This window comes from Micromonospora sp. M61 (genome assembly GCF_018070245.1).
Taxonomy (GTDB): Bacteria; Actinomycetota; Actinomycetes; order Mycobacteriales; family Micromonosporaceae; genus Micromonospora; species Micromonospora zamorensis.
In genome coordinates this window covers 70848-91367 of record NZ_JAGPYA010000023.1, presented here as the reverse complement: position 1 = coordinate 91367, position 20520 = coordinate 70848, and the positions used below count along the sequence as shown (strand labels likewise).

Below are 20520 nucleotides of genomic sequence, written 5' to 3'. Positions count from 1 at the left end.
TCCGCCGCCTGGCCGTGTGTCGATTGATGTCCGACCGTGCCGGAGTGACCGGAATGTGTAATCCGTATGTCACCTCCGACGCTCCCCGACCTTGGCAGCAAGGGGAAACACGTTTACGGTTCACACACGGACGACAGCCCGGCGCCCCCGCGTGACCGAGCCGCCGTCCGCTGACCGGCACGGATACGCGCCGGTTGCTCCTTCACTCGGATCGTCCGGCACGTTCCTGCCGGTGAAAGGAAGCGCTTCACCATGGCTACAGTCACCTATTCCAAGGCGTCCCGGGTCTACCCGGGCCAAGAGCGTCCCGCCGTCAACGAGCTGGACCTCGAGATCGGCGACGGCGAGTTCCTCGTCCTGGTCGGCCCCTCCGGTTGTGGCAAGTCCACCAGCCTGCGGATGCTCGCCGGCCTGGAGGACGTGGACGCCGGCTCGATCTACATCGACCAGCGTGACGTCACCCACCTTCCTCCGAAGGCCCGCGACATCGCGATGGTCTTCCAGAACTACGCGCTCTACCCGCACATGACGGTGTACGAGAACATGGCGTTCGCCCTCAAGCTGCGCAAGACCTCCAAGTCGGAGATCGACCGGCGGGTCAAGGAGGCGGCGGCGCTGCTCCAGCTGGAGGAATACCTCGGCCGTAAGCCGAAGGCGCTCTCCGGTGGTCAGCGTCAGCGTGTCGCGATGGGCCGGGCGATCGTCCGCGAGCCGCAGGTCTTCCTCATGGACGAGCCGCTGTCGAACCTCGACGCCAAGCTGCGTGTGCAGACCCGTACCCAGATCGCGTCCCTGCAGGCCAAGCTGGGCGTCACCACGGTCTACGTCACGCACGACCAGGTCGAGGCCATGACCATGGGTCACCGGGTCGCGGTGCTGCTCGACGGTGTCCTCCAGCAGGTGGACACCCCGCGGGCGCTCTACGACACCCCGGCCAACGTGTTCGTCGCCGGCTTCATGGGCTCTCCCGCCATGAACATCAAGACCGTTCCGCTGAACGAGCAGGGCGCCGAGTTCGCTGAGCTGCAGATCCCGCTGACCCGGGAGCAGGTCGCGGCGGCCCGCGCCGAGGGTGGCGACGGCAAGGTCACCGTGGGCTTCCGCCCGGAGGACTGCGAGCTGGTCAGCCCGACCGAGGGCGGCATGCCGGTCGTGGTCGAGCTGGTCGAGGACCTCGGCTCGGACGCCAACGTCTACGGCCACGCCGCGCTGGGTGGCAACTCGGAGCGCTTCGTCGTCCGCACCGACCGGCGCACCATGCCGAACATGGGTGACACCGTGTTCGTCAAGCCGGTCGCCGGTCGCAGCCACGTCTTCCACGCCGCCACGGGTGGCCGGATCTGACGTAACGCCTCACCGACGGGGGCGGTCCGCTTCGGCGGGCCGCCCCTTTCGTCGTACCGGCAAGGGCTCTTCACCCTGCGGAGCCAGCCCGGAGGTGGCTCTGTGGGGTGACTCGGCACGGCGGCTCTTGCTCGTACCGTCACGGCGACCCGAGCCCGAGGAGACGCCGTGCCCACCGTTCCCGCCCAGTCCACTGCTCACCCGACCGCGCGTGCCCGGCCGTACCAGGTGGTTCGCCTGGCGGGCCGCAGCCTCGCCTACTGCGCGACACTGGTCCCGGTCGCCGTACTCGCGCTGGTGACCGCTCCGCTGGGCAGGGCCGGCGCCGCCGTCGCACGCTGGCGTGCCCTGCGCACCGGGCTGCTCGGGATGCCACCGGCGGCCGTGCCCGGCCGGCGGCCCGGCACGGTCGCGGTGCTCGGCCACGCGCTGCTCAGCCTGCTCCTCGGTGCCGTGGCTCTGCTGCCGCTCGGCGTCCAACTGCTGATGGTGCTGCGCGGCGCGCTGTATGGCGTGGTTGTCTCCGGGCCGTACACCGATTCCTGGGGTGGTCCGACCCGGGCCGGCGCGTGGGTGGCGCACTTCCTCGTCGGCCTGCCGATCACGGCTGCCGGGCTGGCCGCTCTGATCGGCATCGCTGCCGTGCACCAGCGGCTCACCCGACGCCTGGACGGGGAGCGGGGTCCCCGCTGGCTGATCCCGGCCGTGCTGCTGATGGCGCTCGCCGGGGCGCTGCTCTTCGTCGCGTGGACCCGTCAGATCTGACGGCGAAGCCCCCTCCCGCGCTGGGCGGAAGGGGGCCTCGTCGACGTGGTTACAGCTCGGCGGAGCGTCGGCGGGCGACCTCGGCCAGGGTGACCGCGGCGGCCACGCTGGCGTTGAGCGACTCCACCTCGGAGATCATCGGAATGCTGACGGTCAGGTCGCAGGTCTCCCCGACCAGGCGGGACAGCCCGCGCCCCTCGGAACCGACGACCACCACCAGCGGACCGACAGCGGCCTCCAGGTCGTACAGGTCGGTGTCACCGTCGGCGTCCAGCCCGACCACCATGAAGCCGGCGTCCCGGCACGCCTTCAGCGACCGGGTCAGGTTGGTCACCTGCGCCACGGGCACCCGCGCGGCCGCGCCGGCGCTGGTCCGCCAGGCGGTCGCGGTGATTCCGGCGGCACGTCGCTCGGGTACGAAGACACCCTGCGCGCCGAACGCCGCGGCCGAACGGATCACGGCACCCAGGTTGCGCGGGTCGGTGACACCGTCCAGCGCGACCAGCAGGGGGGCCTGCTGCTCCAGGGCGGCGGCGACCATGTCCTCGAAGGGCTGGTACGCGAAGGGCGGCACCTGCAACCCGACGCCCTGGTGCAGCACCCCGCCGGTCATCCGGTCCAGCTCGGCCCGGCTGATCTCCAGGTTGGCGATGCCCCGGTCGGCGGCGGTCCGGATGATCTCGTTGATCCGGTCGTCCATGTCGATGCCCTGGGCGGTGTAGAGCGCCGTCGCCGGCACGTTGGCGCGCAGCGCCTCCAGCACCGGGTTGCGCCCGACCAGCAGCTCCGGGGAGTCCTTGGACGGGTTGGACTTGCGCCCCGGCGCGACCCGCGGGCCGGACCGGCCGGTGGGCTTGCCGCCCCGACCGCCGCCGCTGGCGCCCCGACCGACCGGTACGCCCCGACCGCCGCCCCTGCCCCAGGTGGTGTCCTTGCTGCCCGGCTGACCGATCTTCGGGGGGCGCCCCTCCTCGGCCGCCGCGCGGCGCTCCTTGTCCTGCTTCCAGGCGGTGCGCTGGGGCAGCTTCTCGGTGCCCGAGTAGCCCTTGTGCCAGGGACGCTCGTCCGCGGGCAGGGTGCGACCCCGCCCGGCCAGGGAGTCCTTGTTCTTGCCGCCGGTGCCCTTGGGGGCGCTTGCCTTTGACGTCAGTCGCCGGCCACGGCGCTGCGAGTTGCCGGCCATCAGTCCTGCTCTCCAATAGTCCAACGGGGGCCCTGGGGGGTGTCCTCGACCACCACGCCGGCCAGCTTGAGCTGGTCACGCACCGCGTCGGCGGCAGCCCAGTCCTTGCGGCCCCGGGCCTGCGCGCGCTGCTCCAGGGCCAGCGCGATCAGGGAGTCCACCACGGCACGCAGATCATTCGATCGACTGCCACCGGTCCACGCCGGGTTGAGGGGGTCGATCCCGAGGATATCCAGCATTGCCCGTACCACGGCCAGGGTGGTGCGGACGGTCACATCGTCACCGGCGCTCAGCGCGGTGTTGCCGTCCCGGAGGTGCTGTTGCAGCACGGCCAGCGCGGCGGAGGTGTTGAGGTCGTCGTTCATCGCCGCGACGAAGCCGGCCGGCAGCTCACCGGGCTGCCCGGCGCCGACCCGCTCGGCCGCCCGCTGCACGAACCCCTCGATCCGGCGGTACGCGGTGGCCGCGTCGCGCAGCGAATCCTCCGAGTAGTCGATCACCGAGCGGTAGTGCGCGGCGGCGTAGTAGTAACGCAGCTCGACCGGCCGCACCCCGAGCGAGTCCACGTACGCCAGGTCGAGCGCGTTGCCGGCGGACTTGCCCATCTTGGCCCCACCGATGCTGAGCAACCCGTGGTGCACCCAGTAGCGCGCGAACGGCAGCCCGGCGGCCTTGGACTGGGCGATCTCGTTCTCGTGGTGCGGGAACGTCAGGTCCAGCCCACCGCCGTGGATGTCGAACTCCGGGCCCAGATACCGCCAGCACATCGCCGAGCACTCGATGTGCCAGCCCGGACGACCGAGCCCCCACGGCGACGGCCAGTAGGCGTCCGCCGGCTCGTCCGGTTTGGCACCCTTCCAGAGCGCGAAGTCGCGCGGGTCCCGCTTGCCCCGGTCCGGGGCGTCCCCGGCCGACTGCATCGCGTCCGGGGACTGACCCGACAGCGACCCGTACGCAGGCCAGGACGCCACATCGAAGTAGACGTCGCCGGAACCGTCAGTCGCCGGGTACGCGTGCCCGTCGGCGATCAACTTCGTGATCAGCTCGTGCATCTCCGGGATGTGCCCGGTGGCGCGCGGCTCGTAGGTGGGGGGCAGCACGTTCAACGCCCGGTACGACTCGGCGAGAAGCAACTCGTTGACGTACGCGATCGACCAGAACGGCCGACCCTGCTCGCCCGCCTTCACCAGAAGCTTGTCGTCGATGTCGGTCAGGTTGCGGATGAAGGTGACCTCGTAGCCGGCGGCCAGCAGCCAGCGGCGCAGCACGTCATAGTTGACGCCAGAGCGAAGGTGACCGATGTGCGGCGGGGCCTGAAGAGTGAGACCACACAGGTAGACCCCCACCTTGCCGGCTTCCCGCGGGACGAAGTCCCGCACCGATCGGGTGGCGGTGTCATACAGGCGTAGCGTCACCGCACAAGGGTAGCTGTCCGTGCCTGTCCGGGTCCGGCGGTGCCGGGTCGTACGCTGCCAGGCGTGGATGCGACCGCACGCTCGGGTGAGACTCCGGCCAACCCCAGCGCCCCCGCTGACGCCGTCCCTGGACAGGCGGGCGCGGCGGGGCATGTCGATGCGGCCGGACAGGCTGGTGCGGCCGGACAGGGCGATCGGGTTGTCGGGCGGGCTGACGCCGTTGCGGGACGGGGCGTTGAGACGTCGCAGACCCTCGACCGGGGTCTGCGGCTGCTGCACCTGGTCGCCGACGCCTCGGGCGGTCTGACCGTCACCGAGGCCGCCAACCAGCTCAACATCGGCCGGGCGGCCGTCTACCGGCTGGTCAGCCCGCTGATCGGGCACGGCATGCTGCGCCGCGACGGCGACGGCAGGCTGCGCCTCGGGGCCGGGCTGCTGCACCTGGCCCGACGGGCCCAGCCATTGCTCGCCGAGGGTGCGCTACCCGCGCTGCGCCGCCTCGCCGAGCAGGCCGGAGCGACCGCGCATCTGACCGTCGTCGAGGGTGGCGAGGGCGTGGCCCTGGCCGTGGTCGAGCCGAGCTGGACGTCGTTCCACGTCGCGTACCGCGCCGGGGCACGGCATCCGCTGGACCGAGGGGCGGCGGGCCGGGCAATCCTGGCCGGTCGAGCCGGGGATGCGGCGCCGGTGAGCAGCAGCGGGGAGTTGCAGGCCGGGGCGTACGGGGTGGCTGCGCCGGTGCTCGGCGTACCCGGCTTGGAGGCCAGCGTCGGCGTGGTCGCGCTCGCCCCGCTGGACGTCGACACGATCGGTCCCCAGGTGCTGGCCGCAGCCACGGCCATCACCAACGCCCTCCGCTGACAAACGAGCCACCGCCTGTTCCGACCCGTGCGGGCGGACTCGCGCCCCGCTTGATCAACTCGGGTTCCTGAAACTCGCGGTATCCCGGTGCCGACGACACCCCGACTTTCATGAACGCGAGTGGATCACCGGGTCGAGTGTCCCAATGACAGCAGCGCGGTCACCAATTTCGTCACCAGTTTCGCGGGTCGCTGGCTTGTCTGAGCCCCGACTGAGCCCCGCGTGGGCCGACAGGGCCGACAGGGCCCGCTGGGCCGACAGGGCCCGCTGGGCCGACAGGGCCCGCTGGGCCGACAGGGCCCGCTGGGCCGACAGGGCCCGCTGGGCCGACAGGGCCCGCTGGGCCGACAGGGCCCGCTGGCAGCGCCCTGGAGCTGCCAGCCGGGGGTTCGCCCGCGTAGTGCACCCACGCTGGCCAGCCGGCGATCGCGATATACCACGATCGCCGCACGGATTTTCGGTTGTCCACAGGGTCGGACGGCTGCCCGGGGCAGGTTGTCCACAGGGGTTTCGGCGGTCCATGGGTGGTCGGCAGGCTGCTTGGCATGCCACCACGCCCGCACCGCCCCGACGCCCTGACGTGGCGGGTCTTCCGCGGCTCCGATGCTGTCCGGCATGGCCTGCTCACCGAACATCAGCTGCGCAGTGCTGCCTGGCTGCGGCTGCGCCAGGACATCTATGCCGACGCACGGCTCGACCGGGACCACACCCTGGCCTGTCGCGCCGCACTCCTCCGACTCCTGCCCGGGGTAGTGATCGGCGGCCCGTCAGCCGCCTACCTGCACGGTGTCGAACACGCCGCCGCCTTCACCGACGACGTGCACGTCCTCGTGCCCCGGCCGATGCGGATCGGCCCACAGCGCGGCCTTCGCGTGCACGTCAACGCCATCACCCCGCTCCTCGACGACGAGATGCCGACTCTGGCCGCGCCGCCACCGGGCTCGCACCGCCCACCAGGAACATGGGGTCCGTCGGACGCAGAACGGTCGCCGGACGCAGAACGGTCGCCGGAGACAGGACGATCACGTGACGTAGCGCGCCCATCGCGAACCGGGCTCCCCACGGGAGCAGGGCGCCCGCCGACCATGGGAGCACCATCACGCCCAGCTCGGCAGCTTGCCCGACCGGAAGCGGTGACGGCCAGGACGGGCAGCATGGCGATCACCAGACCGGACAGCGTCGTGGTCTCCAGGCTGGCCGACGGGGGCGGAGCGGGTGTCACGTCCCAGCCCAACGGGGACCCGAGCGGCCCGATCCCCCGCTCCGACCCGGGGCGGGCCGCCTGGGAAACGGCGGTGTGGCTCGACCCGATCCCGGCAGTCGCCGTCGTCGACTCGCTGCTCGGGCAGGGGCTGACCGATCGCGACACGTTGGCCGCACTGGCTGCCCGCAACGCCGAGCGGCCTGGTGGGCGGCGGGCACGATGGGTCTTCGACCTGGCTGACGGCGGAACCCAGTCACCGCCGGAGTCGCACCTGCGCGTACGGCTGGTGCTCGGTGGGCTGCCACGGCCGGTCGTTCAACATCCGGTACGCCTGGCCAGCGGCGTTGTCCTGCACCCCGACCTGGCGTGGCCGGAGTATCGGGTCGCAGTCGAGTACGACGGCAAGCGGCACTCCGACGCAGATCAGCTGCACCGGGACCGCCGTCGGCTCAACCTGCTGGTCGGCGCGGGTTGGTTGGTCCTGCATGTGACGAGTCGACGGCTGCACGCCGAGTTTCCGGCGGTGCTCAGAGAGGTGCGGGCCGCCCTGGTCAGCCGCGGATGGCGACGGTGATCCCCGACCTGTCCTCGATCGACTCGGGTTCCTGGAAACCGTGGCATCCACCGGCCCCCGACACCCCGCCTTCAAGAAACCCCAGTCGATCAAGGCCAGGAACGAAGCCGCGCACGCCGACAGGGCCGCGCACGCCGACAGGGCCGCGCACACCGACACCGCCGCGCACACCGACACCACCGCGCACACCGACAGGGCCCGGTCGACGATTGTCGACCGGGCCCCGAGGTGGTGCTTTACGGGCGGGCGTTCGGCTTGAGCGGGGTCTTCACCGCCGCGTAGGCGTCGACGATCCCGTAGCCGTAGAAGCCGTTGAAGTTGACTCCACCGGCGCAGTAGGCGTCGTAGGTCTCGTCCCGGCCCTCGTTGCGGTACTGCTGGAGGCGCGGCTCCGGGCAGGCGTGCTCGGCTGCCGTCCGGTACAGGTGCTGCTCGACCAGGTCCGGCGACATCCCGAAGCCGCCCCGGCGCTCCGGCTTGCCGTACCGGCTGACGATCAGCGCGGCGACGCCGGCGGCGTGCGGGGACGCCATCGAGGTGCCCTGCAGGTAGGTGTAGTAGCCACACTCACCGTTGGCCTTGCACTGCTTGAAGACCGACTCCTCGAACCCGGCGACGATGTTGCCGTCGGCGTCGACCGAGCCCTCCTCCTGAAGCACGTGCTTCGGGTACGAGGAGAGGATCATGTTGGCGTCGGTACGGAACGTGTCAGTCCCGAAGCCGTCCCGGAACCAACCGCCCGGGGCGGCGACCGAGGTCTGCTCGGTGCCGTAGTTGGAGAAGTCCGACTTCTTGCCGGACGGACCGACCGACGACACACCGATCACGTGTGGGCCTTCGGCGGGCATGTCCCAGCAGCTGTTGTTGTCGATCGGCCGGGGGTACGGGTCGGCACCGTAGTCCGGGCTCGTAACGTCGGTCCGGGGTGCACCCAGGTCCTCGTTGTTGTTGCCGAGCGCACCGACGAGGGTGACGCCCTTGTTGTGAGCGAAGATCAACGCCCGCTTCATCGCCTTGATGATGGCCCGCTGTTCGGCCTGGTCCTCGGGCGAGTCGGCAGGGTTGGCGGTGCAGTTGTAGAGCCACGGGTCGACGTAGAAGGACATGTTGACCACGTCGATCCCGGACCGGCCGGCGTAGACCAGGGCGTTGACGACCGGGTCGAGGAAGAAGTAGCCGGAGTCCTGGCCACCCTTGAGCTCGACCAGCGAGACGTTCGGGGCAACGCCGGAGAGGCCGAAGCCGTTGGCCGCTGCGCCGATGGTGCCGGCCACGTGGGTGCCGTGCCCGCCGTCGTCGGTGCCGACCGGGTCGAGGCAGCTCGGCACCTCACAGGGGCCGTCCACGTCGGTCAGGTCGGGCGCGAAGTTGCGCGACAGCGACCAGTTGAAGTTCGGCGCGATGTCCGGGTTGCTGGCATCGACGCCCGTGTCGAGTACGCCGACGGTCACGCGACGGTCGCCGGGCTCGATCTTGCGGGCCTTGTCGGCCCGGATCATCTCCAGGCCCCAGAGCTTGTCGTCGAGCGGGTCGAGCTTGGTGCCCTTTTTGGCTGCGGCACGAGCGGCACCGTTGGCGGCAGCGGCCGTCAGGTGCTCCTGCTCGACGCGGTCCAGCTTCGGCTTGCGGCCGATGGCCTTCTGCTCGGCGGCGCCGAGCAGCGTCGGGGCGGCGTTCGCCCTGGCCGCGAAGTCGGCCCGGTCACTGGTGACCTGGAACATGCCGACCTCGTCGGACCGCGACACCACCGTGCCGCCGGCTGCCCGGATCGCGGCGACCGCCGTGTCGGCGGCGACGCCGTCCTCGGCGACGACGGTGAAGGTGCGGGAGTCGCTTGGCGCGGCGCTGGCCGGTACACCCAGCCCCGAAGCCGTAAGTGCCAGCACTGCCGCGGTTGCGACAGTGCCGACGGTGAAGCGCTTGCTCACCACATCAGATCCTCTCGTTGAGGGACGTGGCAGCCATCACACAACAACCTTCGAGTTTGCGCCAGGTGAACGCCCGTTATGGCGGTGAATCTCTCCTTCATCCACCCAGTTCGACGTCAACGCCGCCCACACCAACGCCACCCACACCAGCGCTGCCCACCCCAACACCGCCCGGACCAGCGCCCACACCAATGCCACCCACAGCGGCACCGGCATGCAGATGAGCGAGCGCGATCGGCAGTTCGGCCATGCTGGACACTTCGGCGTCGGGCGTGCACCCGGCGGGGCGGGGCAGCCCTTGCCGGTTCAACCACACCGACCGCAGGCCGGCCCGCTGGGGTGCCACCACGTCGTGTTCCCAGGAGTCTCCGACGTACACGATCTGCTCGGCCGGCACCTCGGCCGCCGCCACCACCGCTGCGAAGAACTCCGGCGCAGGCTTCTTGGGCAGGCCGTTGACGTGCGCGTACACCTCGAAGGTGAACTCACCGGCGAGCCCGCACCGTTCGGTGCGGCTGTTTCCGTTGGTGGCGAAGCCCAGGGTGTACCGGTCGCGCAGCGTGGCCAGCGCCGGTGGCACGTCCGGGAACGGTCGGGTGAGGGCGAACCGGCGGGCGAAGAAGAGGGTCGCGACCTCGTCCAGGTGGTCGTCCAGTCCGGCGCGGGCCAGCGACCGGGCCAGCGCGGCCCGGCGGATCTCCGCCACCGGCGCGGCCTTCATCTCGCCGAAGACCGCGCCCCAGTCCGACTCCAGTTCAGCGAGCGTCACCTCGGCCGCCGCCGGGATGAGCCGCCGCATCTCGTCGAGGACGGCCACCAGCCCGCCCGTCACCGCCGGCCGCAGGTCCAGCAGGGTTTCGTCGGCATCGAACACCACAGTGGTCAACACGCCACCCACTGTCCCACCGGCCACCGGCCACCGACCGCAGCCGCCGAGCACCAGCACCGACCCCCGAGCGCGCCAGCACCGAGCACCGAGCACACTCACCGACCGGCGAGCACCAGCTCCGGCTCGGTCGACACCGGCGCGGACGCCGCCGGTGTCCCGCGCAGTTCGTCGAGGCGTACCAGCGCGACCCCGGCAATGATCATCGCGCCGCCGAAGAGCTGCCAGCCGGTGGGCAGCTCGTTCAGGAACAGCCAGGCGATCAGCACCGCGAAGAGCACCTCGGTCAGCCCGACGAACGACGACAGGCGGGGGCCGAGGATCCGGGTGCCGGCGATACCGGCGAGGTATGCGATGACGGCGGCCACCAGCGAGAGCCCGGCGATGGGCAGGAGCCAACTGGTGGGTTGCCCGGCGAAGGTGACCTCGCCGAAGGTGGCTTGCAGCGGCAGCAGACCCGTCAGCCCGACGAGGAGCAGGACGGCGGCGCCGACGGCCATCCCGCCGCTGGCCAGGGCGACCGAGGGTAGCCGTGGGTCGACCCGCCCGGCGAGCACGAAGTACCCGGCCAGGCCGATTGCCGCACCCAGTCCCCAGAGCACACCGACCGGGTGGAAGTCGGCGGTGCCGGCGAGGTCGAGCACGAACGCCAGCCCGGCCAGGGCGGCTACCGATCCGGCCACGGTGAGCCGGCGGGGTCGCTGCCCGTGCCGCACCCACATCCAGCCGACGACGAGGATGATGCCGAGGTATTCCAGCAGCAACGCGACACCGACCGGCAGGTAGCGCACGGCATTGAAGAAGCAGACCTGGGCCAGCGCCACCCCGAGGAGGCCGAACAGCCCGATGGCCGTGGCGTTGCTCCGCAGCACGGCCCACCTGCCCCGCAGCGACAGCAGGGCGGGGATCGCCAGCACCAGGGCGGCGATGCCGACCCGGGCGATCACTGCGGACCCGGCCGACCAGCCGGCGTCGATGAGTGAGCGCGCGAAGGTGCCGGAGGTGGCGAAGGTGACTGCGGAGAGCAACGCCAACGCGGCGCCGGCAGCAGGTCGTGAGTGCATGTCGCGCTCCTCGGGACGGCACCGTGTCATGAGCAAACTATCCTTGTGCCCGTGACGTTAGGCGGAAGCCATGACAGGAGTCAAGATGCTATTTGCTCATGACACTGAATGTTCCCTGATCGCCGCCGCCGCGCTGGTCAACACGACGGGTCGGGACGGCGAGCAGCTGCCCGACGTCGCCGCGTTGGACGCGTTCTTCGTCCGCTACTCCTACAGCGGGCGACACGAGCACACCGACGCCGAGTTACGCGCCGTCCGGGAGTTGCGGCCCCAGCTACGCCGCATCTGGTACGCGGAGCCACCCGAGATCGTCGCGCTGGTCAACGGCCTGCTGCTGGAACACAAGGCACTGCCCCAGCTCATCGAGCACGACGACGAGCCGTACCACCTGCACGCCGTACCCCGGGACGCGCCTCTGGCCACCCGGATCGCGGTGGAGGCGGCGATGGCGATGGCCGACCTGGTTCGCGCCGGTGAGCTGCGTCGGCTACGGATCTGCGAGTACCCGGACTGCGACAGCGTGGTCGTCGACCTGTCCCGCAACCGGTCGCGGCGGTTCTGCGAGGCCGGTTGCGGCAACCGCGCCGCGGTGACCGCCTACCGCGCCCGCCGGGCGGCGGGTCGCTCCTGAGCGGCGGCCCACTCCTCGGCCCGCAACTCGTACTCCACCTCGCCGTGCTCCGTGCCCGGAATCGGGTGGTCCCACTGAAGGTGGAAGGTCCGCAGGTAGCGCAACCCCGCCTTCGCCATCACCCGCCGGGACCGCTCGTTGACCGTCATCGTCTCGGCCCAGACGCGACGCACCCCGACGGCGTCGAAGGCGTACCGGACCAACGCCCGCGACCCCTCCGTGGCCAGCCCGAGCCCCCACGTCGAGCGCCGCAGCCGGTAGCCCAGCTCGGCCTCGGTGCCGTCCTCCGACGGGTCGAGCGCGAACCAACCCAGGAAGTCGCCGGTCCCCCGGTCGAGCGCCGCCCAACGGCCCAACCCGGGATGCCGCTCGTACTGGGCCAGCAGCCTCGGCAACTGCTCGTCGCGGACCGTGGCCAGCGGCGTGGCCACACCACCGCTGAGAAACCGCATCACCTCGGGATCGCTGTCCAGGTCGACCAGCGCGTCCACGTCAGCCATGGTCAACCGCCGAAACCGCAGCCGCTCGGTGCAGGGCAGGTCACTCATGACGGGATCATCCCGCCGCCCCACCCCACCGTCGAGCCGTTTTACCCGCGCCCGTCCGCAGGCAAGATCCGCGCAACATCGGGGAAGTTGCTGCGTCAGGCCGCGACGAGGCAGCAACTTCCCCGATGTTGCGGGCAACCAACCCCGCGACCACCGTCGCGGGCGAGGCGGTCGCGTCAGCGCGGGGGCGCGACCACGAAGAGCCGCCAGGAGTACGCGTCGACAACCAGCACGGGCCCGTCCGAGTCCTTGCTGTCTCGCACCCCGACCACGTCCCCGAGATTGGTCGCCACCTCGACGCACTGGTCATTGGAGCCACTCCGGCTGCTCTTCCGCCACGAAGCTCGGGTCAATTCCACGACTCCGCCACTTCCCTCAGCAACTCGATCGACTCCTGCGGTGGCAACGCCTGCCCGAGGGTCGCTTCCCAGGTCCACTGTAGACGCAGCAGGTCTGCGGGCCGATCAAGTTCCTGGCCGCCGATCTGGCCACCAAGGTAGGCAAGGTCGCTCTGATCCGCCACCGTGGCGAGGATGAACGGCCCGTTCAGGCCGGGATACTCCTCAGCCGAGCGAGGCACCACGTGCAGCTGAACTCGTGGATGCTCGGTCGCCAAGCGCGCCAGGTGCACCGCCTGCTCCAACATCACCTTCCGACCGCCAACGCGCCGCCTGAGCACCGACTCATCCAGCACAGCGACCACATGCGGCGGCCGATCCTCGTAGAGGACCCGCTGGCTGTCCAGCCGGTCCGTCAGCCGACGCTCAACCTCGTCGGCGTCGAGCAGCCGGTCCGATTCGAAAACGGCACGGGCATAGCCTTCGGTTTGCAGCAGTCCTGGGACGTGCAGCGGGTCAAACCAGCGCAGCGCCCGCGCCTCCGCGAGGATCGCACGCCAGCCACGCAGCCACACCTGAGCCTTGTCCAGGCTGACCAGCTCGGTGGACATGCGGCCGAACAGGCCGCCGGTGTCCAGGGCGCGGTCGACGAGTTCCAGGTATTTGGCGGTGGGCGGTTGCTGGCCCAGCTCGACCGCGCTGACCATCGACGCCGAGTAGTTGACCGCCTTGGCCAGCTCGTCCTGACTCCAGCCCTGCCGCGCCCGGGCCCGGCGCAGCTCCGAGACCAGGAACGCCGCCGCCGTCATCTGTCCATCGGCCATGCCGTGCCGCCCCTCCACCCCGCTGACGATCAACTCCAGTCGGCCGCCAGCGGCGGCGCCACCCGAAACAGGGCGACTGTGACGACGCGGCCAAACCCTTCCGACCGTAGTCGCCTGATCACCAGAATGTGAAGTGCGGCGCCGCTCCCCGTCCCCCGGGTCTGTCGGCGCCGCACGGGACCGCCCGCTCCCCCGGCCGGGCGGTCCCACCTCCGGTGGAAAAGGGATGAGCGAGGGGCGAACGGGGCCGATGCCACAAACGATTCAGCTCCAAAGGAAGGCAGCAGCATGTCCCGGACCACCCCGGACAACCGCGCCAAGACGCCCTGTCGGCCACACCTGCCGTTGCGCCCGCTCTGGCTGTGCCGGGTCTGCGCCGCACCCTGGCCCTGCCCGGTCGCGCGGCTCACCCTCCGCCAGGAGTACGCCGACGACCGGGTGGGGTTGAGCGTCTACCTGTGCGCGGTCCTGCACGAGGCGGCCGCCGACCTGTACCGGCTCAACCCACACGACGGCCCGGAGCCCGCGGCGCTCTTCACCCGCTTCCTCGGCTGGGCCAGACCACGCGACACGCGCTGAGCCGGGCAGGCCGGTTGTCAGGGGTGGGTCATCCGCAGCAGGTCCAGCGTCTCGTCGAGCTGGGTCTCGGTGAGCTTGCCGGAGTCGACGTGCCCCCGGGAGATCACCACCTCGCGGATGGAGGTCTGCTTGGCCAACGCCTCCTTGGCGATCGACGCGGCCTCGTCGTACCCGAGGTAGCGGTTGAGCGGGGTGACGATCGACGGCGACCCCTCGGCGTACGCCAGGCAGACCTCGGCGTCCGCGACCAGGCCGACCACCAGCCGGTCGGCGAACAGCCGGCTCACCGCGGAGAGCAGCCGGATCGACTCCAGCAGGTTGCGGCCCATCACGGGGAGCATCACGTTCAGCTCGAAGTCGCCCTGCGATCCTGCGAAGCCGACGGTTGCGTCGTTGCCGATCACCTGTGCGCAGACCTGCCGCATCGCCTCGGCCACCACCGGGTTGACCTTGCCCGGCATGATCGACGAGCCGGGCTGGAGGTCGGGGATGCGCAGCTCACGGAGGCCGGCACGGGGACCGGAACCCATCCAGCGGATGTCATTGGCGATCTTGTAGAGGCCGATCGCCACGGTACGCAGCTGCCCCGAGGTCTCCACCAGCGCGTCCCGGGCGCCCTGCGCCTCGAAGTGGTTGCGCGCCTCGGACAACGGCAACCCGGTCGACTCGCGCAGCTTGTCGATCACGGCGGCGGCGAAGCCGAGCGGAGTGTTGATCCCGGTGCCGACGGCGGTGCCACCCAGGGGCAGCTCGGCCAGTCGGGGCAACGAGCCCTCCAACCGCTCGATGCCATAGCGGACTTGCGCGGCGTACCCGCCGAACTCCTGGCCGAGCGTGACCGGGGTGGCGTCCATCAGGTGCGTACGCCCGGCCTTGACCACCGTCTCGAACTCGGCGGCCTTGGCCTCCAACGCCGACGCCAGGTGTGCCAGCGACGGCAGCAGGTCCTCGACGATGAACTGGGTGGCAGCGAGGTGGATCGAGGACGGGAAGACGTCGTTGCTCGACTGGGAGGCGTTGACGTGGTCGTTCGGGTGCACCGGCGACCCCAGCTCCCGGCTGGCCAGGGTGGCGATCACCTCGTTGGTGTTCATGTTCGATGACGTGCCGGAGCCGGTCTGGAACACGTCCACCGGGAACTGGTCGTCGTAGCCGCCGTCGGCCACGTGCGCGGCGGCCGCGGCGATCGCAGCGGCCACGTTGGCGTCGATCACGCCCAACTCGCCGTTGACCTGGGCCGCCGCGCCCTTGATCTGCGCGAGCGCCTTGATCTGGGCCGGTTCGATGCCCCGGCCGGAGATCGGGAAATTCTGCACCGCGCGTTGGGTCTGTGCCCGCCACAGCGCCTCGGCGGGCACCTCCACCTCGCCCATCGAGTCGCGTTCGATCCGGTAACCGGTCGCCTCTGGAGTCGTCACGCGTACCATCCTGCCGCGCCCGTGGCCGACTCGCAGATGATCCGTCAGCCCAACTCGGCCAGCAGCCGTTCCACCTCGTGCTGCTCCGGTGACTCGATCTGGCGGAACAGGGACAGCGCCCGGAACCAGTGCGACCGTGCCGCACCCGGGTCGGTGTCTCGCAGGCAGCGGGCGATACCGTCCAGCGCCCCGGCCTGTTCGTGCGGGGCGTTCATCCGGACGGCATCGGCGAGCACCCGCCGGTGCAGGTCCACCGCGCTGGCCACGTCCCCCTGGTCGAGCAGCGCACGGGCCAGCAGGTTGCGTGACACGCTGGCGGCGATGCGGTCGCCGGACTTGACCACGGCGGCGAGCGCCTCGCGGTGCAGCGTCGCGGCGGCCTCCGGCCGGCCGAGGATCCGCTCGATGCTGCCCAGTTCGTTGAGGACCTCACCCTCCCCGAAGCGGTTGCCCTCCCGGCGCTTGAACTTCAACGCGAGCCGCAGGAACCGGCGCGCTCCCGGGTAGTCGCCGAGCCGGGCCCGCACCGCCCCGAGATGACCGAGGGCGTTGTACAGGCTGTTCATGTCGCCGATCTCGCGGGCCAGGCGCAACTGCCGCCGCGAGGCCAGCCGCGCCTCCGGGTAGCGGCCCCACGCCAACAGCAACAACGCCTGGTTGTTGAGTATCGCGATGACCTCCACCGGCTGATCGCCGGCGGAGACGAGCGCCAGTGCTGCGGCGGAGTGGGCCATGGCGGGAGCCAACTGCCAGTTCGCCCCGTACGCCACGGTCAGGTTCCGACGGACAGTCGCCTCACCACGCCGGTCGCCGAGCCGTTGACGCAGCCGGAGCGCGACCTCCATCAGCTCAATGGCCTCCTGAACCCGGCCGAGCCGGAAGTAGCCCGAGGAAAGGTAGTTCTGCACTGTGGCGATGGCCCCCGCGTCGTCGAGCTGCTCGGCGGCGCGCAGCGCGACGGTGTGCGTGTCCACCAGCTCGTCCAGGTGGCCGTGTTGGAACAGATAGAACCAGGATGTGCGGGCCAGCTGCCAGCAACGTTCCAGCTGCCCCTCGGCGGCGGCCAGCCGCACCAGCGCCGGAAGCGCCGCGCGGTTGGCGTCGAACCAGGCTGCACCATCCGGGACGGACGCCCGCACCAGATCGGCTCGGGGAGGTTCCGGCAGCACCAGGGCGGATCGGCTGGCCACCGGCTCCATCTGACCGGAGATGGCGTGGGCCACGTGCAGGTAATGATCAAGGAGTCGGACGCTGGCGGCCGTCCGGCTCGCTGCGGTCTCGCCGGTCTCCAGCAGTTGTCGGGCGTATTCGCGCATCAGGTCGTGGAAGCGAAAACGGCCGGCATCGGGCTCGTCGACGAGGTGCGCGTCGACGAGACTGTCCAGCAGGTCCTGGGCGTCCGGCAGCGGCAGGTCGGCGACTGCCGCCGCCAGCCGATCGTCGAAGAAGCCCACCGGGTGCAGCGCCAGCAGCCGGAACATCCGTTGCTGGTCGACGTCGAGCTGTGCGTACGACAGAGCGAAGGCCTGCCCGACGGAGCGTTCGCCGGCCGACAGCTCGGTCAGGGTGTCCCGTCCGGTGGCGAGCCGGTCCGCCAGGTCGCGGACCCGCCACCGGGGCCGGTGGGCGAGTCGGGCCCCCGCCAGCCGGATCGCCAGCGGCAGGTGCCCGCAGCGGGTGATCACCTCGGTGGTCGCCTCCGGCTCGGCGGCGACCCGGTCGGCACCGACCACCCGTCCGAGCAGCTCCACCGCCTCCTCGGGGTCGAGCACGGCCAGTGATGACGGTTTGCCGCCGTCCAGCCCGGCGAGCCGGCGGCGGCTCGTGATCAGGGTGAGGCTGTCCCGACCACTGGGCAGCAGCGGCGCGACCTGAGCGGCGCTGGCGGCGTTGTCGAGCACCACGATCGCCCGCCGTCCGGACAGTTTGCTCCGCCACAGGGCGGCGCGTTCGTCAGCGTCGGCGGGGATCCGGTCCCCGGGGACACCGAGCTGGCGGAGCAGCGCGGCAAGGGCAGCGGCCGGCGGCAACGGCTCCCGTTCGCTGTGCCCGTGCAGGTCGATGAAGAGGTGCGCGTCGGGGTAACGGTCCGCGAGCGCCGTGGCGACGTGCACGGCCAGCGTGGTCTTCCCGCTGCCCGCCATGCCGTCGACGAGCTGGATTCGGGCGTCGTCTTCCTCGATCTCCTTCACCAGTCGGGCGAGCGTCTCCTGCCGTCCGATGAAATCGTTGATCGCCCTGGGCAGTGCCCGGACCGGAGCGAAGGACCACTCCTCCGAGCTGGTGACGGCCAGGTCTCCAGCGAGCACCCGTTGGTGCAGCTCCTGCAGCTCGGCACCTGGTTCGATGCCCAGCTCATCGGCGTAGAACCGCCGGCCCTCGCGATAGACCGCGAGCGCGTCGGCCTGCCGACCGGCCGAGGACAGGGCGAGCATCAGCTGGCCACGCAGCCGTTCCCGCAGCGGATGCTGGTCGACGCTTTCGGCGATCTCCTCGATCAGCTCGGCGGCCCGCCCGAGGCGCAGCTCGACGTCGACGCGCTCCTCCAGCGCGGTGAGGCGCTGTTCGTCGAGGGTCTGTGCGCGACGGCGGACGCTGCGGCTGGGAATGCCGCTGAGCGCCGGCCCGCGCCAGAGCGCCAGGGCCGCGTGGAACCGCTCAGCCGCCTCGGCGAACCGACCGGCCGCGACGGCGGCTCGGGCCTCATCGACGCCACGGGCGAAGGTGTCGGCGTCCAGGTCGCTCGGGGCGATACGGACGCCGTACCCGGCCGGGTCGGTGACGATGATTTCCGGTGCCAGCCCCAGCTCGGCGAACCGTCGCCGCAACCGCGACACACAGGTCTGCAGTTGGGCCCGGGCGGTTGCGGGCGGACGTTCCTCCCAGACCGCGTCCACCAGATCCTCGACGGGCACCAGCCGGCCGGAGCGCAGCAGCAGCATGGCGAGCACGATCCGGTCCCGGCCGGCGGTGACGGTGGCCTCGCCACCGCCGACGCGCAGAGGCCCCAGGATCCCGAACCGCATCTGCTCCCCCGCCGTGATCTGCAACTTGCAGCAGCGTAACCCGATGGTCACACATTGACGCATTCCGGTGATAGTGATGTGAGAGCGGATCGACAGGGGTGCACATCAGACTCGCACCGGGTTGTCGGTGACGGCATCCGACGGGGGCGGTGCGCCCGCCCCACCCCAGCGGGGCGGGCGCACCGATGTCGGCAGAGCACGGACGACAGAGGGGGTGCCGGGCGAGTTCGCCCAGCACCCCCTCGCGTACGTGTCGATCAGCGGCGGCCGACGGTGAGCACCGGTTTGGTGACCTCGGCGAAGAAGTCGTTGCCCTTGTCGTCGACCACGATGAAGGCCGGGAAGTCCTCCACCTCGATCTTCCAGACCGCCTCCATGCCCAGCTCCGCGTATTCGAGGACCTCGACGTGCTTGATGCAGTCCTGGGCGAGGCGGGCCGCGGGGCCACCGATCGAGCCGAGGTAGAAGCCGCCGTGCTGCTGGCAGGAGCGGGTCACCTGACCCGACCTGTTGCCCTTGGCCAGCATCACCTGTGAGCCGCCCGCGGCCTGGAACTTCTCCACGTACGCGTCCATCCGGCCGGCGGTGGTCGGGCCGAAGGAGCCGGAGGCGTAGCCCTCGGGGGTCTTCGCCGGGCCGGCGTAGTAGACCGCGTGGTCGCGCAGGTACTGCGGCATCGGCTCGCCGGCGTCCAACCGCTCAGCGATCTTGGCGTGCGCGATGTCCCGGGCCACCACGAGCGGGCCGGACAGCGACAGCCGGGTCTTCACCGGGTACTTGGACAGCTCGGCGCGGATCTCGTCCATCGGCCGGTTCAAATCGACCCGCACGACCAGCTCGGCGTCGAGCGAGTCGTCGGTGACGTCGGGCAGGAACCGGGCGGGGTCGGTCTCCAGCCGCTCCAGCCACACACCCGACGGGGTGATCTTGGCGACCGCCTGCCGGTCCGCCGAACACGAGAGGGCGATCGCCACCGGGCAGGACGCACCGTGCCGGGGCAACCGGACCACCCGCACGTCGTGGCAGAAGTACCGGCCGCCGAACTGGGCGCCGATGCCGAAGTTGCGGGTCAGCTCCAGCACCTCCGCCTCCAGCTCCAGGTCACGGAATCCGTGCGCGCTCATCGAACCCGAGGTGGGCAGCGCGTCGAGGTACTTGGCGCTGGCGTACTTCGCGGTCTTCAGGGCGTACTCGGCGGAGGTGCCGCCGATGACGATGGCCAGGTGGTACGGCGGGCAGGCGGCGGTGCCGATCAGCCGCAGCTTCTCCTCCAGGAACTGCATCATCCGCGTCGGGTTGAGCAGCGCCTTGGTCTCCTGGTAGAGGTACGACTTGTTGGCCGAACCGCCACCCTTGGCCATGAACAGGAACTTGTACGCGTCGGGGTGCCCGTCCGGGTCCTCGGCGTACAGCTCCACCTGGGCCGGCAGGTTGCTGCCGGTGTTCCGCTCGTCCCACATGGTCAGCGGGGCGAGCTGGGAGTAGCGCAGGTTGAGCTTGGTGTAGGCCTGGTAGACGCCCCGGGAGATGGCCTCGGCGTCGCCACCGTCGGTCAGCACGTGCCGGCCGCGCTTGCCCATGACGATCGCGGTGCCGGTGTCCTGGCACATCGGCAACACCCCACCGGCGGCGATGTTGGCGTTGCGCAGCAGGTCCAGTGCGACGAACCTGTCGTTCGGCGAGGCCGCCGGGTCGTCGATGATCGCCCGGAGCTGGCCCAGGTGCGCGGGGCGCAGGAAGTGCGCGATGTCGTGCATCGCCTCGGCGGTCAGCGCGGTGAGCGCGGCCGGCTCCACAGTGAGGAACCGGCGGCCTCCCGGGCCGTGTACGACGTCCACGCCCTCGTCGGTGACCAGGCGATAGTCCGTCTGGTCGGGGCCGGTCGGCAGCAGAGGGGCGTACGAGAATGCGGCGGCACTGCTCATGAGCGGC

Annotated in this window: 18 protein-coding genes; 6 read left to right on the top strand and 12 right to left on the bottom strand. The window is 70.9% G+C overall.

Annotated elements, in window-relative coordinates; genetic code table 11:
• The first annotated feature begins 252 nt into the window (after positions 1-252).
• Together KBX34_RS15695 and KBX34_RS15690 are read left to right on the top strand one after the other, a co-directional pair.
• Positions 253-1344 carry an ABC transporter ATP-binding protein gene (locus KBX34_RS15695; protein ID WP_088950475.1) on the top strand — a complete coding sequence of 364 codons (1092 nt, stop codon included), beginning with the start codon at positions 253-255 and terminating at the stop codon, positions 1342-1344.
• A gap of 168 nt (positions 1345-1512) precedes the next feature.
• Positions 1513-2109 carry a hypothetical protein gene (locus tag KBX34_RS15690; protein WP_210925573.1) on the top strand — a complete coding sequence of 199 codons (597 nt, stop codon included), beginning with the start codon at positions 1513-1515 and terminating at the stop codon, positions 2107-2109.
• Between the two features lie 49 nt (positions 2110-2158).
• Here the strand turns inward: KBX34_RS15690 and rlmB are convergent, their stop codons facing one another.
• Positions 2159-3292: a 23S rRNA (guanosine(2251)-2'-O)-methyltransferase RlmB gene (rlmB, locus tag KBX34_RS15685; RefSeq protein ID WP_088950477.1), complete on the bottom strand. Its 1134-nt coding sequence runs from the start codon at positions 3290-3292 to the stop codon at positions 2159-2161.
• Positions 3292-4707, bottom strand: a complete 1416-nt coding sequence (gene cysS / locus KBX34_RS15680; RefSeq protein ID WP_088950478.1) for a cysteine--tRNA ligase — start codon at positions 4705-4707, stop codon at positions 3292-3294. The genes rlmB and cysS overlap by 1 nt, the downstream gene beginning before the upstream one ends.
• Before the next feature lie 63 nt (positions 4708-4770).
• Between cysS and KBX34_RS15675 the strand changes: the two genes are divergently transcribed.
• Complete coding sequence (locus tag KBX34_RS15675) at positions 4771-5568, top strand: helix-turn-helix domain-containing protein (protein ID WP_307871406.1); 798 nt, start codon at positions 4771-4773, stop codon at positions 5566-5568.
• 767 nt (positions 5569-6335) lie between these two features.
• Here KBX34_RS15675 and KBX34_RS33610 read toward each other — a convergent pair.
• Positions 6336-6515: a hypothetical protein gene (locus KBX34_RS33610; RefSeq protein WP_247671859.1), complete on the bottom strand. Its 180-nt coding sequence runs from the start codon at positions 6513-6515 to the stop codon at positions 6336-6338.
• 207 nt (positions 6516-6722) lie between these two features.
• Here KBX34_RS33610 and KBX34_RS33605 point away from each other — a divergent pair, with 207 nt between their 5' ends.
• Positions 6723-7346 carry an endonuclease domain-containing protein gene (locus KBX34_RS33605; RefSeq protein WP_247671858.1) on the top strand — a complete coding sequence of 208 codons (624 nt, stop codon included), beginning with the start codon at positions 6723-6725 and terminating at the stop codon, positions 7344-7346.
• A gap of 236 nt (positions 7347-7582) precedes the next feature.
• On the opposite strand, the gene KBX34_RS15660 is transcribed toward KBX34_RS33605, so the two are convergent.
• The 3 genes from KBX34_RS15660 to KBX34_RS15650 form a co-directional block, all read right to left on the bottom strand.
• Positions 7583-9274 carry a S8 family serine peptidase gene (locus KBX34_RS15660; RefSeq protein WP_185755434.1) on the bottom strand — a complete coding sequence of 564 codons (1692 nt, stop codon included), beginning with the start codon at positions 9272-9274 and terminating at the stop codon, positions 7583-7585.
• Between the two features lie 97 nt (positions 9275-9371).
• Positions 9372-10163 (bottom strand): HAD family hydrolase, encoded by a 792-nt coding sequence (locus KBX34_RS15655; protein WP_210925570.1) that lies wholly within the window; start codon positions 10161-10163, stop codon positions 9372-9374.
• A 95-nt stretch (positions 10164-10258) separates the two neighbouring features.
• Complete coding sequence (locus KBX34_RS15650) at positions 10259-11224, bottom strand: DMT family transporter (RefSeq protein WP_210925568.1); 966 nt, start codon at positions 11222-11224, stop codon at positions 10259-10261.
• 85 nt (positions 11225-11309) lie between these two features.
• On the opposite strand from KBX34_RS15650, the gene KBX34_RS15645 reads away from it, so the two are divergent.
• Positions 11310-11855, top strand: a complete 546-nt coding sequence (locus KBX34_RS15645) for a CGNR zinc finger domain-containing protein (RefSeq protein ID WP_141911512.1) — start codon at positions 11310-11312, stop codon at positions 11853-11855.
• Here the strand turns inward: KBX34_RS15645 and KBX34_RS15640 are convergent.
• The 3 genes from KBX34_RS15640 to KBX34_RS15630 form a co-directional block, all read right to left on the bottom strand.
• A complete protein-coding gene (locus KBX34_RS15640; protein ID WP_210925566.1) occupies positions 11822-12403 on the bottom strand; it encodes a GNAT family N-acetyltransferase in 582 nt (193 codons plus the stop codon). The two genes, KBX34_RS15645 and KBX34_RS15640, sit on opposite strands and share 34 nt — an antisense overlap.
• A 176-nt stretch (positions 12404-12579) precedes the next feature.
• Positions 12580-12762 (bottom strand): DUF397 domain-containing protein, encoded by a 183-nt coding sequence (locus KBX34_RS15635; protein WP_099849054.1) that lies wholly within the window; start codon positions 12760-12762, stop codon positions 12580-12582.
• On the bottom strand, positions 12753-13565 hold the full coding sequence (locus KBX34_RS15630) for a helix-turn-helix transcriptional regulator (protein ID WP_210925592.1): 813 nt from the start codon (positions 13563-13565) through the stop codon (positions 12753-12755). Before KBX34_RS15630 ends, KBX34_RS15635 begins: the two co-directional genes overlap by 10 nt.
• A 288-nt stretch (positions 13566-13853) precedes the next feature.
• Here KBX34_RS15630 and KBX34_RS15625 point away from each other — a divergent pair, with 288 nt between their 5' ends.
• Positions 13854-14144, top strand: coding sequence for a hypothetical protein (locus KBX34_RS15625; protein WP_210925564.1), 291 nt, complete (start codon positions 13854-13856; stop codon positions 14142-14144).
• 17 nt (positions 14145-14161) lie between these two features.
• On the opposite strand, the gene KBX34_RS15620 is transcribed toward KBX34_RS15625, so the two are convergent.
• The 3 genes from KBX34_RS15620 to KBX34_RS15610 all read right to left on the bottom strand — a co-directional run bounded on the left by KBX34_RS15620 (position 14162) and on the right by KBX34_RS15610 (position 20513).
• Positions 14162-15571 carry a class II fumarate hydratase gene (locus KBX34_RS15620; RefSeq protein WP_199176986.1) on the bottom strand — a complete coding sequence of 470 codons (1410 nt, stop codon included), beginning with the start codon at positions 15569-15571 and terminating at the stop codon, positions 14162-14164.
• A gap of 35 nt (positions 15572-15606) precedes the next feature.
• Positions 15607-18588, bottom strand: a complete 2982-nt coding sequence (locus tag KBX34_RS15615) for an AfsR/SARP family transcriptional regulator (RefSeq protein WP_210925590.1) — start codon at positions 18586-18588, stop codon at positions 15607-15609.
• Positions 18589-18845: 257 nt separating this feature from the next.
• A complete protein-coding gene (locus KBX34_RS15610; RefSeq protein WP_210925562.1) occupies positions 18846-20513 on the bottom strand; it encodes a fumarate hydratase in 1668 nt (555 codons plus the stop codon).
• Between the last annotated feature and the right edge of the window lie 7 nt (positions 20514-20520).